Below are 14,043 nucleotides of genomic sequence, written 5' to 3' on the forward strand. Positions count from 1 at the left end.
GCAAACGATTCACCGTGAAATCCGCACTACAGCCGGCCGTTGGCGCCACAGTCACTTACCTGAAACCTCGTGAAGACGATGAGGAGGCCGTGTTGCGCGCGCATTTGAACGATATTTTGGCGCGCCGCCAGCTCAGCGCGCTGTTTCAACCGATTGTACACATGCAGACCGGCGAAATCATCGCCTACGAAGGGTTGATACGCGGCCCGTCCGACAGCCCGCTGCATTCGCCGATGAATTTATTCAAGGCGGCGCGCGCCAACAACCTCACGGTGCAAGTCGAGCACCTGTGCCGCAAGGTGGTGCTGGAGCGCTTTGCCGAGCTCGACCTGCCTGGCAAGCTCTTCCTCAATGTCAGCCCGGAAAGCCTGTTGCAGCGCGATGCGCGCCACGGCGAAACGCTGGAAGTGATCCACCAGATCGGCATCAACCCGGAGCGCGTGATCATCGAGCTGACCGAAAACCAGCCGACCTACGACTACGACCTGATGCGCGACGCGGTGCTGCATTATCGCAAGATGGGCTTTCAAATCGCGATCGACGACCTCGGCGAAGGCTTTTCCAGCCTGCGCCTGTGGTCGGAATTGCGGCCGGAATATGTCAAGATCGATATGCACTTCATCCAAGGCATCAATCACGACCCGGTGAAACTGCAATTCGTGCGCTCGATCCAGGAGATCGCCGAAAAATCCAACACCCGCGTGATTGCCGAAGGCATCGAGACGCAGGCCGAGCTGCTGGTGCTGCGCGATGTCGGCGTCGCCTACGGCCAGGGCTACCACCTCGGCCGCCCGCATCCAAGCCCGGCGCGCACGGTGCCGGCGGAAGTGGCCAAGGCGCTGTCGCGCAACGGCGTGGCGGTCTACCCGCAGCGCGCCGCCGACAAGCAAGGCACTATCTGCAAGCTGCTGCACGAGGTGCAGGCCGTGCCGTCGAGCATGAATAACAACGAGGTGTACGAGATTTTCCAGCGTTCGCCGGAGTTGCTGATTATCCCGGTGGTGGATGACGGCGTGCCGCTGGGCTTGATCAGCCGCTTCGTCATGATCGAGCATTTCGCCCGCCCGTATGAACGCGAACTGTACGGTAAAAAATCGTGCCGCCAGTTCATGGACCACAATCCGCTGATCGCCGATAAGTCCAGCAGCCTGCAAGAACTGAGCTGCCGCATGGCGCAGGCCGACGCACACCACCTGTTCAACGGTTTCTTCATCACCGATCAAGGCCGCTACCTTGGCATGGGCACCGGCCACGACTTGATGCGCGAAATCACCCAGATGCAGATCCACGCGGCGCGCTACGCCAATCCGCTGACCCAGCTGCCGGGCAATGTGCCGATCACCGAGCACATCGACCGTTTGCTGGAAAGCGGCAGCCGCTTCTGGGTGTGCTATTTCGACCTTGACCACTTCAAGCCGTTTAACGACGTGTACGGTTACCGCCGCGGCGATGATGTGATCCAGCTGACCGGCAATCTGCTGAGCAGCTATTGCGACCCCGACCGCGATTTCGTCGGCCACATCGGCGGCGATGATTTTATGGTTTTGTTCCAGAGCGAGGACTGGGAACAGCGCTGCCAGTCGGTACTCGATGAGTTTGGCCGCACCGTGCTGGATTTCTACAGCACCGACGACCGCGAGCGCGGCGGCTACATCAGCGAAGACCGGCAGGGCAAGAAAGTGTTTTACTCGGTGATGAGCTTGTCGATCGGCGCGATCCGCGTGGAGCCGCGCCAATACTACACCCACCACCAGATCGCCACGGCAGCGGCGGAATCGAAGAAGCAAGCCAAGAAAATCCACGGCAACAGCCTGTTCCTCGACCGCCGCCAGCAGACGCAAAACTGATCACTGCGCCGGTTCAGCGCGCTGCAAGCCGCGTCCGCTGCTGACCATGCCGCCAAGGTTGAACTGGGCCAGCGCGTGGCCTTGCCCTGCGGCCTTGGCGTACCAGTCCCGCGCCTGCAGCTCGTCTTGCTCGACACCGATGCCCTTGGCGTACATCGCGCCAAGATTGTTTTGCGCGCCCGCGTCGCCTTGCTCGGCCGCGCAGCGATACCAGGCGGCCGCCAGCACATCACTTTGCTCCACGCCGCAGCCGCTGGCATACATGACGGCCACATTGAACTGCGCGCTGGGCGCGCCCTGCTCGGCGGCGCGCCGATACCATGCCAAGGCTAGCCTGTCGTCGCGTTCGACGCCGTGGCCGCGCGCGTACATGCTGCCCAGGTTGTACTGCGCCATCATGTGGCCCGATGCGGCAGCACGCTCATACCAGGTCAGCGCCAAATCGAGGTCGCGCTGTCCCTCGCCGCCGTGCGATAGCATGACCGCCAGGTTGAACTGGGCATCCACGTCATCCTGTTCGGACGCCCGCAACAGCCACGACATCGCCCGCTGCGGATCGCGCGGCACGCCCTGCCCCTCGGCGTAGGCCACGCCGACCAAGCGCTGCGCGATGGGGATATCGCGCACGGCCGCTTGGCGGAACCACGCCACCGCCTGCACCTCGCTACGCGCCACACCGCAGCCGTGCTTGTACATCAGGCCGAGGCGCAGTTGGGCGTGGGGGTCATTTTGCAGCGCGGCCTTGCGATACCAGGCCAGGGCCAGCGGATAGTTGCGGGGAATGCCGCGGCCGTCCGCGTAGGTTTCACCGAGCAGGGTTTGGGCGCTGGCCAGTCCTTGCTCGGCGGCGCGGTAAATCCAGCTGAAGGCGATTTCATCGCTGCGCACCAGGCCGCGCCCCTTGCGGTACATCTGGCCGAGGTTTTGCTGCGCCGACGCTTCGCCCTGCTTGGCGGCGATGCGGAACCAGTAGACGGCGAGATCGTCGTTCGGCTCAACGCCGCGGCCGTAGTAGTACATGGCGCCAAGCTGGTTCTGGGCGTAGGCGATGCCTTGCCGCGCCGCTTTGCTCATCCAGTAAAACGCTTGCGCCTCGTCGCGCGCGACGCCGTCGCCGGCCTTGTACATGCGGCCCAGGTTGAACTGGGCGTAGGCGTTGCCGCGCTTGGCCGCCTCTAGAAACCACTGGTGACTATCAAAGGCCTCTTGGGCCGAGCACTGTTTTTTCACGATACACCTCTGATCAATCCTTTAACAATCTTGATCAAAGTGTAAAACGCGATTGATGTCAGAGTTTGCGCGCGCTCAAACGCGCCTTGATGAAAAATTATCGTTTATTGCTCTGAGCGCTTCTTGAGGAACTGCGGCACCTTGGCGGCCGCCAGTTTGTTGACCGAGACCAGCAGCTCGGTATCGACCTGGGCAAAACCGTAGGTCTTGCGCAGATGCTGGCCGATGTGGATCAGCACTTGCGCCGTCACCTCGGCATCGGCCTCGGCGCGGTGAGCAGCGCTGCGGAAGCGGATGCCGAGCGAACGCGACAGGTCTCCCAGCTTGTAGCTGCTTAGTTCAGGGAACACGCGGCGCGACAGTTTCAACGAACATACCAGCGAAGCGTGACGCGGCGTCAAGTCCAGTTGCCCGGCCTCGGCGCGCAGGAACTTTTCATCGAAGCTGGCGTTGTGGGCCGACAGCGCATCCGTGCCAATGAAGTCCAGCAGTTGCGGCACCACTTCGTCCACTGGCGGCGCGTTGTCCACCATGGCTTGGGTGATGCCGGTCAGGCCGGTGATGAAGGATGGAATGCGGACGCCGCAGTTCACCAGCGACACGTAGCGATCGACGATCTCGCCGCCAACAATGCGCAGCGCAGCCACTTCGGTAATGCGGTCACCCTGCTGCGGCGACAGCCCGGTGGTCTCAAAGTCCAGCATGACGATGGGTTGATCGAGCATGGCTTATCCGAACTTGCGCACCGCATCCAGCGCCAGGCCGGCGCCGATGCTGCCAAACAAATCACCTTCGACCTTGCGGGCCGACGGCACCAGCGCGCCGATGCGTTCGCGCAGCTTGAGCACGCCGCTGGAGCCGCCGGTGAAGAACACGGTATCAACGTCTTCGGCTTTCACGCCGGCGTCACGCAACAAGTTGTTGACGGTGGTTTCCACCGAGCCGACCAGGTGGTCGATGGCGCCGTTGAATTGGTCGCGGTCGAGATCGAGCGTGACCGGCGGCGCCAGGCGGTCCAGTTCCAGTTGCACGCGGGCGTCGGCAGACAGCGCGATCTTGCCCTCTTCCGCCTTCATCGCCAGCCAGTGGCCGGCGCGCTCGTCGATCAGGCGCTGCAAGCGGCCCAGCTTTTCCTGTTCGGCCGAATCGCGCAGCAGGTCGGACAACTGCGTCCACATTTTCTTGGTGTAGACCTGGTTGATGGTGTGCCAGGTTGCCAGGTTGAAGAAGTAGCTGGACGGTACTTCGCTGTTGTTGCGCAGGCGGCTGCCGTAACCGAGCAGCGGCATGATGGACGACAGGCTCAGATATTTATCGAAGTCGGTGCCGCCGATGTGGACGCCGCCGTTGGCGAGGATGTCGTCGCGGCGCTCGGCCTTTTTGGCGCGCTCGGGCGACAGGCGCACCAGCGAGAAGTCGGACGTACCGCCGCCGATGTCGGCGATCAGCACCAATTCTTCGCGGTCGATTTGCGACTCGTAGTCGAACGCCGCGGCAATCGGCTCGAACTGGAAAGCGATGTCTTTAAAACCGACCGAGCGGGCGATCTCGCCCAGCGTGTCTTGCGCCAGCTGGTCGTTTTCCTGACTGTCGTCAATGAAGTGCACTGGACGGCCGAACACCGCCGAGGTGAATTCGCGGCCGGCAGCACGCTCGGCGCGCAGCTTCAACTCGCCGATGAACTGCGCCAGCAGCATGCGGAATGGCAGCGCGCGGCCGCCCACCTCGGTCTGGCCGTCGATCAGGCTGGTGCCGAGCAGACTCTTCATGGAGCGCATCAGGCGCCCTTCGTAGCCGGCCAGGTATTCGCCCAGCGCGGCACGGCCGTAGGTGACTTCGTCGTCATCCGCGTTAAAGAACACGACCGAGGGCAAGGTCGCCTTGCCGTCCTCCAGTCCCAGCATCACCGGGTGGCCGGGACGCACCCAGCCAACGGTGGAATTGGACGTTCCGAAATCAACGCCGCAAGCAATGGCCATCTTGCCTCTTCCTCTAAATTAAGGGGCGATATGCTATCAGAAAAAGCGCTCTCGCAGGGAAAATTGCATCATAGCCACATGGGATGGGATATTTCTTTACAGAAATGCGATATTTATTGCCATTAAGTAAGATTTTAATTATCCTAGATTACCTCATAAAAATGCGAGCCGACCGCTGCGCCCGAGACGATGACCAAAGCCAAGCTGCCCGTGGAACACTGCGCGACCGAGATGAAGGCCCAGATCGCCGGCGAACACCGCCGCGTGACTTCATATGATGTTGCACTGGTGGCCGGGGTGTCGCAATCGGCGGTCTCGCGCTGTTTCAAGCCGGGTGCCAGCGTTTCCAAGGACACCTACGCGCGGGTCATGCATGCCGCCACCCTGCTCGACTACATTCCCAACGCCGCCGCCCGCAGCCTGATCACGCGCCGCTCGAACATGGTGGCGCTGCTGATTACCAATCAGGCCAATCTGTACTACCCGGAACTGCTGGCCGAACTGAGCCAGCACATCAACGCGCGCGGCAAGCGCGTGCTGCTGTTCACCTTGCAGCGCGAGGCCGATGTCGACCGCGTGCTGGCCGATGTCTGGCAGTACCAGGTTGACGGCGTGATTGCTGCGGCCCGCTTGTCGGCCGAGCATATCGCCGAATTCGAGCGCCGCCGCATGCCGCTGGTGGTGTTTAACCGCGTACTGCGCGATCATTCCGTCAACACCGTCGCTTGCGACCACCTGGAGGCCGGCCGCATGCTGGCGTCCAGGCTGGCGGCGGCCGGGCACCGCCAGTTCGGCATCATCGGCGGCGACATGGATTCCAGCGTGGCCAGCGAGCGCCGCCGTGGCGCCTGCGAGCGCATCGCCGAACTGGGACTGCCGGCGCCGGTGGTGGTGCCGGGCCAGTACGATTACCGTAGCGGCGCCTTGGGCCTGAAGGCCATCATCGCGCAACTGGGCGGCGTGCCGGACGCCATTATCTGCGGCAGCGACGTGATGGCGATCGGCTGCCTCGACTGCGCGCGCCACGAACTTGGCCTTGACGTGCCGGGCCAGCTGTCGGTAGCCGGCTTTGATGCGGTGGAGCCGTCCAACTGGATCAGCTACAACCTCACCACGCTGCGCCAGCCGATGCCGAAAATGGCCGCTGCCGCCGCCGAACTGCTGTGCGCCCGCATCGACCGCCACGAAGACGAGACCGAGAAGCGCGTCTTCAGCGCCCAGTTCATCGAAGGCGCCACCGCGCGCCTGGCGCCGCTGGCGGCCACCCCGCCGCGCGCTGCTACCGGCTTGCCGCTGCCGGTCGCTATAATGTAGCGGATGAACGCACCCAACACCGTACGCTTTACTCCGCAAGGCCTGATCCCGACCGCTGAACAGACCGCCATTCAACTGGCGCAGAACAAGGTCGTCCTGATCGACGCCAACGCCGGCGCCGCCAAGACCACCACCTTGGCCCTGCGCATCGGCGAAGCGCTGGCGCGCGGCCTCGCGCCGGAGCAAATCCTTGCCCTTACCTTCACGCCGGAAGCGCGCGAAGTGCTGCGCCGCCGCTTGCTGGAAGTGGGCGTGGCGCGCGCCATGGTCGAGCGCATCGCGGTGCTGAGCTTTGACGATTTTTCGGCGTGGATGATGGACTTGGTCGACGGCGACGATGTGCGCCAGTGCCACGACACGCGCACGCTGAAGAACTATGCGCTGCAAGCGATGGACGCGGCCGGCGAGCGCTACGCCGGCCGGGTCGATGGGCTGGAACTGCATACGCACAGCCTCGCGCTGAGCCAGTTCCTTGACGTGCAGCTGAATCTGAAGGCCACCATGGCGCTCGACAGCGATGTCGAGTTCATGGGCCCGGAGGAAGCGGCCGAAGTGCTGGGCGTGCCGGTGTCCGATTATGTGGCCACGCTGGAATACGAGCGCCTGCGGCTGGACGGGGGCGCCGGTGCGGTGTTCCGCGGCCCATTCGACGCCACCTACGACTTGGCCTGCAATCTGCATGAAGGCGGACGACTGGCAGAACAATTCCCCGATTACCGGCTGGTGCTGTGCGACGAGCTGCACGACTTGAACGAGGCCGCCTTCCGCATTCTTGAGGCGCTGATCGACCGCCCACAGTGCTTTTTCGTCGGCGCAGGCGACAAAGACCAGGTGATTCACGCCAAGCTGGGCGCGAGCGCCGAGTATCTGAACCGCCGCTTTGGCGAGCGCTATCCCAAGCTGCAACGCTACCCGCTGACGCAAACCTACCGCCATGGCCCGCATCTGGCCTACGCCATGGCCGAGTTCAAGCAAAAGCAGATCGAATCGCAGCTGCCGCTGCGTACCGAGATCGAACAAGCCCATTACGGCAGCGCCGCAGCGTGCGCGCAGCTTGCCGTGGCCGCCGTGCGCCAATGGAAGGCCGACGGCTACGATATCGACGGCTGCGCCATCCTGATCCGCGACCGCCACCAATCGATGGCGATTGAAAACGCGCTGATCGACGCCGATATCGATTACCGCACACCGCCCATGGCCGGCTATTTGCAGCGCGACGAAATCCTGTTCCTGCGCGGCTTGCTGGCGATTGCGCTGAAAGACTTCGGCGCGGTCAAGTCCGAGCAGGTGCGCACCGCCATCGTGGATGCACTGGTGGCGTTCAGCGAGATGAAGTTCTCGCCGCGCAGCATGGACAACTTCAAGCAGCAGATCCTGAAAAGCCCGGACTTGCTGGGCGAGCTGTTCCTGATCGAAGACGAGCGCCGCGACGGCGTGGTGGCCAGCTACCGCGACGTTGCCAGCGAAGCCACCAAGCGCGCCGTGATCGGCGCGCTGGCATGGCTGTCCACCGTCGACCCGGCCACGCCGGCGGCCACGGTGCTGACCGAGCTGTGCGAACGCGTGCAACTGACGGCCACGGCGCGCCGCATCTTCGTGCGCGCTTACGACGCCGGCGTCATCAACAAATCCATCGCCAGCCTGCTGGAAGCGGCCGCCGCCTCCGGGCAAAGCCTGGCCGAATTCTGGCGCGCCGTGAACGCGCGCGAAGCCTTTATCCGCCGCAAGCGCGACCGCAAGTCGGTGCTGATCGAATGCGCGGCCAACGCCAAGGGCAAGGAATTCGATCACGTGATTTTGCCGTTTCTGCAAGATGGCGAGTTTCCTCATCCTTTGCAGCCCAAGCGCGAGGAGGAAAACCTGTTTTACGTGGCCGCCACCCGCGCCCGCGTGCGCCTGACCTTGCTGTCGCCAAGCGAGTCGGCGCAGCGCAGCAGCTTCATCGCGCAGATGCGCTTGCCTAAATCTTCAGCAGCCGCCGAGGCGGCGCTCGGCCGCAACGAACGCGCGCCGGTGGCAGCGCCGGCCAGCCGCCACTACCTCACTGCCGGCTTCCACGACAAGGATCAAGTGAAGGCGCTGGGCGCCAAATTCGACATCGCCCGCCGCGCCTGGTATGTCGAAAGTGATACGAATTTGGAAGCATTTGCCGCTTGGCTAAAAAAATAATGCACGCGGCCAATATTTCCAAGGGAAACCCTTATATAATACCGGTCGCGGCTGGAGGTACAGCCTCACACCCTTGTGTGTCCCACAAACAAAACCAATTCGGGAGTATTACGATGAAAGCTAAAACCAATATTCTGCTGGCAGCCTGCACCATCGCTCTGCTGAGCGCCTGCTCGACCCCAGCTCCAGCCCCTGCACCAGCACCGGCGCCAGCCCCAGTTGCACCAGCACCTGCACCAGCACCAGTAGCTGCTCCAGTGGCCGCTCCAGTAGCTGCTCCACTGCCAGCCTACCTGGATCCAAACAGCTCGATCTACAAAAACCGTAGCGTCTACTTCGACTTCGACAAGTACACCGTCAAGCCAGAATTCGACACCCTGGTTGCTGACCACGCCAAGTTCCTGGCTGCTAACCCGAACGTAGCGATCAAAGTCGAAGGCAACACCGACGACCGCGGCGGCGCAGAATACAATCTGGCCCTGGGTCAGAAACGTGCTCAAGCCCTGATCACCGCCCTGAAAGTACAAGGCGTAAAAGAAGGCCAAATGGAAGCCGTGTCGTACGGTAAAGAAAAATCGACCGGCACCGACAACGCTGCCCGCGCTCACGACCGTCGCGACGATATCGTTTACCCAAGCAAATAATTTCGCTTAGTAAAGTGTTATTATGAAACGCCCGGCCTGTGCCGGGCGTTTTTCGTTGTGGTAGTAGTTTTGTCTCTGCCTTAAGAGAGCGGTAAAAAGTTGCTGTAGTAGTTAAGCTGGAAGTTTCCATTCATCCCCAATCAGGCGAAGGAAGTTTCATGAAGAATCTCACTACCGCGGCCGGCGCGCCGGTCGTTGACAACCAAAACACCCAGACCGCCGGCCCGCGCGGCCCAGTCCTCCTGCAAGATGTATGGCATCTTGAAAAGCTGGCCCATTTCGCGCGCGAAGTGATACCGGAGCGCCGCATGCACGCCAAGGGCTCGGGCGCCTACGGCACGTTCACCGTTACCCACGACATCACCAAGTACACGCGCGCGGCGCTGTTCTCGGAGATCGGCAAGAAAACCGATGTGTTCCTGCGCTTCTCCACCGTGGCAGGCGAGCGCGGCGCGGCCGATGCCGAGCGCGATATTCGCGGCTTTGCCGTCAAGTTCTACACCGAGCAAGGCAACTGGGACATCGTCGGCAATAACACTCCGGTGTTCTTCTTCCGCGATCCGCTGAAATTCCCGGACCTGAACCACGTGGTCAAGCGCGACCCGAAAACCAACCTGCGCAGCGCTGAAAATAACTGGGACTTCTGGACGCTGCTGCCGGAAGCCCTGCACCAGGTCACCATCGTCATGAGCGACCGTGGGATTCCGAAGGGCTACCGCCACATGCACGGTTTCGGCAGCCATACCTACAGCTTTATCAGCCCGGCCAATGAGCGCTTCTGGGTGAAGTTCCACTTCGTTTGCCAGCAAGGTATTGAGAACTTGAGCGATGCCGAATCCGCCGCGCTGATCGGCGTCGACCGCGAAAGCTCGCAACGAGATTTGTTTGATGCCATCGAACGCAAAGAGTTCCCGCGCTGGAAGCTGGCGGTGCAGATCATGCCGGAAGCCGATGCCTCCAAGGTGCCTTACCATCCATTCGACCTGACCAAGATCTGGCCGCACAAGGATTACCCGCTGATCGATGTCGGCATTCTGGAACTGAACCGCAATCCTGAGAACTACCACGCCGAGGTAGAGCAATCGGCGTTCTCGCCGGCCAATGTGGTACCGGGCGTGGGCTTCTCGCCGGACAAGATGCTGCAATCGCGCCTGTTCTCGTATGGCGATGCGGCGCGTTATCGCCTGGGCGTGAATCACCACCAAATCCCGGTGAATGCGCCGAAGTGCCCATTCCACAGCTACCACCGCGACGGCGCCATGCGCGTCTTGCCGAACGAAGGCGGCAGCACGCCGTACGAGCCGAACAGCCGTGGCGAGTGGGCCGAGTCGCCGCAGTTCAAAGAACCGCCACTGTCGCTGGAAGGCGCGGCCGACCACTGGAACCACCGCGTCGACACCGACTACTACTCGCAGCCGGGCAACCTGTTCCGCCTGCTGACCGCCGAGAAGAAGCAACTGCTGTTTGAAAACACCGCACGCGCGATTCATGGCGTATCGAAACCGGTGCAGCAGCGCCACATCGACAACTGCACCCAAGCCGATCCAGCCTACGGCGCCGGCGTAGCAGCTGCGATCGCGGCACTCGAAGGTAAATAAGGCTTCACTACTGAGTTGTATCAAACCTCAGAAAGAGCATAGGATTACCCTATGCCTCTCTGGAGGTGCGCCATGCAAACGCTAGTTCAATCCCGCAGCAGCCCAAGCTACGACGACGATCTGGTGCAATGGATAGATGCGCAAATCCATCTGCTACTGGAAAACAGATTTTCGGAACTCGATATCGAAAATCTGGTCGAGGAGCTGGACGGCATGAGAACCAAAGAACTGCACGCCCTGAAAAACAGGCTAAGAGTGCTCATCATGCACTTGCTGAAGTGCGAATTTCAAAAAAACCATCCACAAAACAAATGGCACGCCACGCTGATCGAACAACGCGTGCGCATTCATGATTTGCTTGCTGACAGTCCCAGCCTACGCCGCAAGCTAGAGGAGTTCGCCCGCGTCAACTATCCATACGCGCGCAAGGTGGCGGCCCTGGAGACGCACCTGCCGCTGAATAGCTTTCCTGCTGAAAATTCCTACTCTGTTGAGCAAATACTCGACGACGAGTTTATACCGTAACCATCACGCCAGAGCGCTGTAGCAGCGATGCGCAGCGCTGGGAGAGGTGCTGCACTTGCAGCGTTTTGTCGGCCTTGGCATAGCGCTCGCGCAGCGCGGCCAACGCCACCAAGGCGGAATGATCGGCCAGCCGCAGGTGGCGGCAATCGAGCACCACCTGCTGCGGATCATCCTTCGGCTCGAACAAGGCATTGAAATGCTCAACCGACGCAAAGAATAGCGTACCGTGCGGCGAGTAGGTTTTGACGCCTTCTGCCAGCGTCGCATCCATCTTCACTTCTCGCGCATGGCGCCAGGCGAAGCTGAGCGCCGCAATCACGATCCCGCACAGCACCGCCGTGGCCAGATCGGTAGCGACGGTAATCGCGGTCACAACAACGATCAGCAAGGCATCATGACGCGGCACCTTGCCCAACACCTGCAAGGAACTCCACGCGAAAGTCTGCTGCGCCACCACAAACATCACACCGACGAGTGCCGCTAGCGGAATGCGCTCGATCCACGGCGACAAAAACAGTATAAACAGTAATATCATTACACCAGCAACAGCGCCGGAAACGCGGGTGCGGCCGCCGGAGCCGAGATTAATCATGGTCTGTCCGATCATCGCGCAGCCGCCCATGCCGCCAAACAGGCCGGATGCCACGTTGGCCGCACCGAGCGCTACACACTCGCGGTCAGGCAAACCGCGCGTCTCGGTAATTTCATCGGTAAGATTAAAGGTCAGCAGCGTTTCCAGCAGCCCGACCATCGCCATCAGCGCCGCGTAGGGCAGCACGATGCGCAAGGTCTCCATGCTGAACGGCACCGCCGGCAGCGCAAATACCGGCAAGCCGCCAGCGATGTGCGCCATATCGCCCAAGGTATGCACCGGCAAATGCAGCACCTGCACCAGCAGGCCAACGCTGATAATCGCCACCAGCGCCGGCGGCACCGCCTTGGTCAAACGCGGCAACAGGTAGACGATGGCCATGGTCAGCAGCACCAGCCCGCCCATCCACGCCAGCGAAGCACCTTGCAGCCACGCACCATCCGCCTTGAAATGTTGCAGCTGCGACCACGCAATCACAATCGCCAAGCCGTTGACGAAGCCCAGCATCACCGGATGCGGCACCATGCTGACCAGTTTGCCTAGCCGCAGCACGCCAAATAGCAGCATGATGAGACCGCTAATCACGACCGTCGCGAGGAAATACTGCAAGCCATGCTGGGCCACCAAGGCCACAATCACCACCGCCATCGAACCGGCGGCGCCGGAAATCATGCCGGGACGACCACCAAACAAGGCCGTAATCGTGCAAATAAAGAAAGCCCCGTACAGTCCGGCAAGCGGATTCAGATGCGCCACCAGCGCAAACGCGATGCATTCGGGAACCAGCGCAAACGACGTGGTCAAGCCAGCGAGCGCGTTTTTAGAGAATTGGGAGGACCACATGGAGGACAATTCGACAGGAAACGATGCGAAAAAGCGACAGCCCGTGCATTCTACACGTGCTGTCGCGATTTCTCATCGTCATGGGTGAACTGGCGCACATTCAGGACGGGGCTGGCACAGGCACAATGGCGGCGTACGATCGATCAACCTAGCCAGTCAAACTACGCCATGACTACCTTGCACACCGCCAGCTACGCCCTGCAACGACAAAAACTTGCTGTGGAAAGAACGCTATATGCGCGTTCGACCGAAGAATCCCTGCTGGCGGCCCGCTGGGCTAGCGCCTGGCACAAGCTGGTGCAGCGTAAGCTGGACCAAGACTTGGCAGCGCGGATGCCACAAGGTTTCCTGCTGCGCCCAACGTCCCGCGTTCTGCACTAATTACGCTGCGTAGCGTTGCGATGCCGAGGCTGCGGTACTGCGGCCTTGGTAGCAATTGCCTGCACGGCGTTCCATGCCATCCCGATCCAGTACCGTCACGCAGCCGCGGCGGTAAGTAATCAGTCCTTCCTGCGCCAGCTTGCCGGCCGCGCCGGTGATGCTCTCGCGGCGCACGCCCAGCATATTGGCGATCATTTCCTGCGTTACTTTCAGCTCGTTGCTCAGCGAACGATCCAGACGTTCCAGCAGCCAGCGGCACAGCTTCTGTTCGATGCTGGTGTGGCGGCTGCCGGCAACGCTTTGCGCCAACTGGGCGAACATGGTGCTGGTGTAGCGCATCAATTGCTGGGCCAGCGCGCCGCCGCTGTAGAACAGCTCGCGCAGCTGTGCCGTTTTCAGGCGATAGCCATAGCCGGCGGTCTGCACCACGGCGCCAAAGCTGGCGCGCTCGGAAGGATGCAAGGCCACGCCCACCACGCCTTCGCGGCCGACCACGGCAATCTCGGTGGTGGCGCCGTCCTCCATCACGTACTGGAGCGAGACGATAGCATTGGTTGGGAAATAGGTGTATTCGACGGAATCGCCGTAATCGAACAGGTGCTTCCCTTCCGGCAAAGTCACCAGTTCCAGATCGGCAAACAAAGCCAGCAAATCCTCGCGTGACAAAGCACGCAATAAATCATTCTGCTGAGCGCCAATCAGGCTGATGGACTGCGAGGAAGTTTGGATTGCGGTCATGATATGCCCCTGTTCGTGTCTGTCTTGTTGATGTAGACACTATATCCAGCGGCCTAAGCCGCCGGTATAGGAGCACCTTGTAGTCCTATGTAGGCTATGAACATTGCAAAATGTCATCTTAGTCCTACGCCAACTCCGGGGTCAGGTCCCCCATTTCTACACAATCTCATCCATACGCGCTCA

Annotated in this window: 12 protein-coding genes; 7 read left to right on the forward strand and 5 right to left on the reverse strand. The window is 61.4% G+C overall.

Going from position 1 to position 14,043, the window contains the following annotated elements; translation table 11 throughout:
* Positions 1-92: 92 nt before the first annotated feature.
* Positions 93-1,847 carry a GGDEF domain-containing protein gene (locus GTP45_RS11450; RefSeq protein ID WP_161014209.1) on the forward strand — a complete coding sequence of 585 codons (1,755 nt, stop codon included), beginning with the start codon at positions 93-95 and terminating at the stop codon, positions 1,845-1,847.
* Here GTP45_RS11450 and GTP45_RS11455 read toward each other — a convergent pair whose 3' ends face one another.
* The 3 genes from GTP45_RS11455 to GTP45_RS11465 all read right to left on the reverse strand — a co-directional run bounded on the left by GTP45_RS11455 (position 1,848) and on the right by GTP45_RS11465 (position 5,056).
* On the reverse strand, positions 1,848-3,077 hold the full coding sequence (locus tag GTP45_RS11455) for a tetratricopeptide repeat protein (protein WP_161013975.1): 1,230 nt from the start codon (positions 3,075-3,077) through the stop codon (positions 1,848-1,850).
* Positions 3,078-3,181: 104 nt separating this feature from the next.
* The gene (locus GTP45_RS11460) at positions 3,182-3,802 is read right to left on the reverse strand and encodes a 3'-5' exonuclease (protein ID WP_161013976.1); all 621 of its coding nucleotides are present in this window, start codon (positions 3,800-3,802) and stop codon (positions 3,182-3,184) included.
* Positions 3,803-3,805: 3 nt separating this feature from the next.
* On the reverse strand, positions 3,806-5,056 hold the full coding sequence (locus GTP45_RS11465; RefSeq protein WP_161013977.1) for an Hsp70 family protein: 1,251 nt from the start codon (positions 5,054-5,056) through the stop codon (positions 3,806-3,808).
* Between the two features lie 189 nt (positions 5,057-5,245).
* Here GTP45_RS11465 and GTP45_RS11470 point away from each other — a divergent pair, with 189 nt between their 5' ends.
* From GTP45_RS11470 to GTP45_RS11490, 5 genes are all read left to right on the forward strand, one after another.
* Positions 5,246-6,370, forward strand: a complete 1,125-nt coding sequence (locus tag GTP45_RS11470; protein ID WP_161013978.1) for a LacI family DNA-binding transcriptional regulator — start codon at positions 5,246-5,248, stop codon at positions 6,368-6,370.
* Positions 6,371-6,373: 3 nt separating this feature from the next.
* Complete coding sequence (locus tag GTP45_RS11475) at positions 6,374-8,539, forward strand: 3'-5' exonuclease (protein WP_161013979.1); 2,166 nt, start codon at positions 6,374-6,376, stop codon at positions 8,537-8,539.
* 113 nt (positions 8,540-8,652) lie between these two features.
* On the forward strand, positions 8,653-9,183 hold the full coding sequence (locus GTP45_RS11480) for an OmpA family protein (protein ID WP_161013980.1): 531 nt from the start codon (positions 8,653-8,655) through the stop codon (positions 9,181-9,183).
* Positions 9,184-9,341: 158 nt separating this feature from the next.
* Positions 9,342-10,781, forward strand: coding sequence for a catalase (locus GTP45_RS11485; RefSeq protein ID WP_161013981.1), 1,440 nt, complete (start codon positions 9,342-9,344; stop codon positions 10,779-10,781).
* Between the two features lie 72 nt (positions 10,782-10,853).
* Positions 10,854-11,306, forward strand: coding sequence for a DUF29 domain-containing protein (locus GTP45_RS11490; RefSeq protein WP_161013982.1), 453 nt, complete (start codon positions 10,854-10,856; stop codon positions 11,304-11,306).
* Here GTP45_RS11490 and GTP45_RS11495 read toward each other — a convergent pair.
* On the reverse strand, positions 11,296-12,741 hold the full coding sequence (locus tag GTP45_RS11495; RefSeq protein WP_161013983.1) for a SulP family inorganic anion transporter: 1,446 nt from the start codon (positions 12,739-12,741) through the stop codon (positions 11,296-11,298). The genes GTP45_RS11490 and GTP45_RS11495 overlap by 11 nt on opposite strands.
* A 168-nt stretch (positions 12,742-12,909) precedes the next feature.
* On the opposite strand from GTP45_RS11495, the gene GTP45_RS11500 reads away from it, so the two are divergent.
* A complete protein-coding gene (locus GTP45_RS11500; RefSeq protein WP_161013984.1) occupies positions 12,910-13,122 on the forward strand; it encodes a hypothetical protein in 213 nt (70 codons plus the stop codon).
* On the opposite strand, the gene GTP45_RS11505 is transcribed toward GTP45_RS11500, so the two are convergent.
* Positions 13,123-13,860 (reverse strand): Crp/Fnr family transcriptional regulator, encoded by a 738-nt coding sequence (locus GTP45_RS11505; RefSeq protein WP_161013985.1) that lies wholly within the window; start codon positions 13,858-13,860, stop codon positions 13,123-13,125.
* Positions 13,861-14,043 lie beyond the last annotated feature (183 nt).

It is taken from the genome of Duganella rivi (genome assembly GCF_009857435.1).
GTDB lineage: Bacteria > Pseudomonadota > Gammaproteobacteria > Burkholderiales > Burkholderiaceae_D > Rugamonas > Rugamonas rivi.

Coding starts and splice junctions, on each gene's coding strand:
- GTP45_RS11500 (WP_161013984.1), top strand. CDS start 12,910: ATGACTACCTTGCACACCGCCAGCTACGCCCTGCAACGACAAAAACTT.
- GTP45_RS11485 (WP_161013981.1), top strand. CDS start 9,342: ATGAAGAATCTCACTACCGCGGCCGGCGCGCCGGTCGTTGACAACCAA.
- GTP45_RS11490 (WP_161013982.1), top strand. CDS start 10,854: ATGCAAACGCTAGTTCAATCCCGCAGCAGCCCAAGCTACGACGACGAT.
- GTP45_RS11470 (WP_161013978.1), top strand. CDS start 5,246: ATGACCAAAGCCAAGCTGCCCGTGGAACACTGCGCGACCGAGATGAAG.
- GTP45_RS11505 (WP_161013985.1), bottom strand. CDS start 13,860: ATGACCGCAATCCAAACTTCCTCGCAGTCCATCAGCCTGATTGGCGCT.
- GTP45_RS11495 (WP_161013983.1), bottom strand. CDS start 12,741: ATGTGGTCCTCCCAATTCTCTAAAAACGCGCTCGCTGGCTTGACCACG.
- GTP45_RS11475 (WP_161013979.1), top strand. CDS start 6,374: ATGAACGCACCCAACACCGTACGCTTTACTCCGCAAGGCCTGATCCCG.
- GTP45_RS11460 (WP_161013976.1), bottom strand. CDS start 3,802: ATGCTCGATCAACCCATCGTCATGCTGGACTTTGAGACCACCGGGCTG.
- GTP45_RS11480 (WP_161013980.1), top strand. CDS start 8,653: ATGAAAGCTAAAACCAATATTCTGCTGGCAGCCTGCACCATCGCTCTG.
- GTP45_RS11465 (WP_161013977.1), bottom strand. CDS start 5,056: ATGGCCATTGCTTGCGGCGTTGATTTCGGAACGTCCAATTCCACCGTT.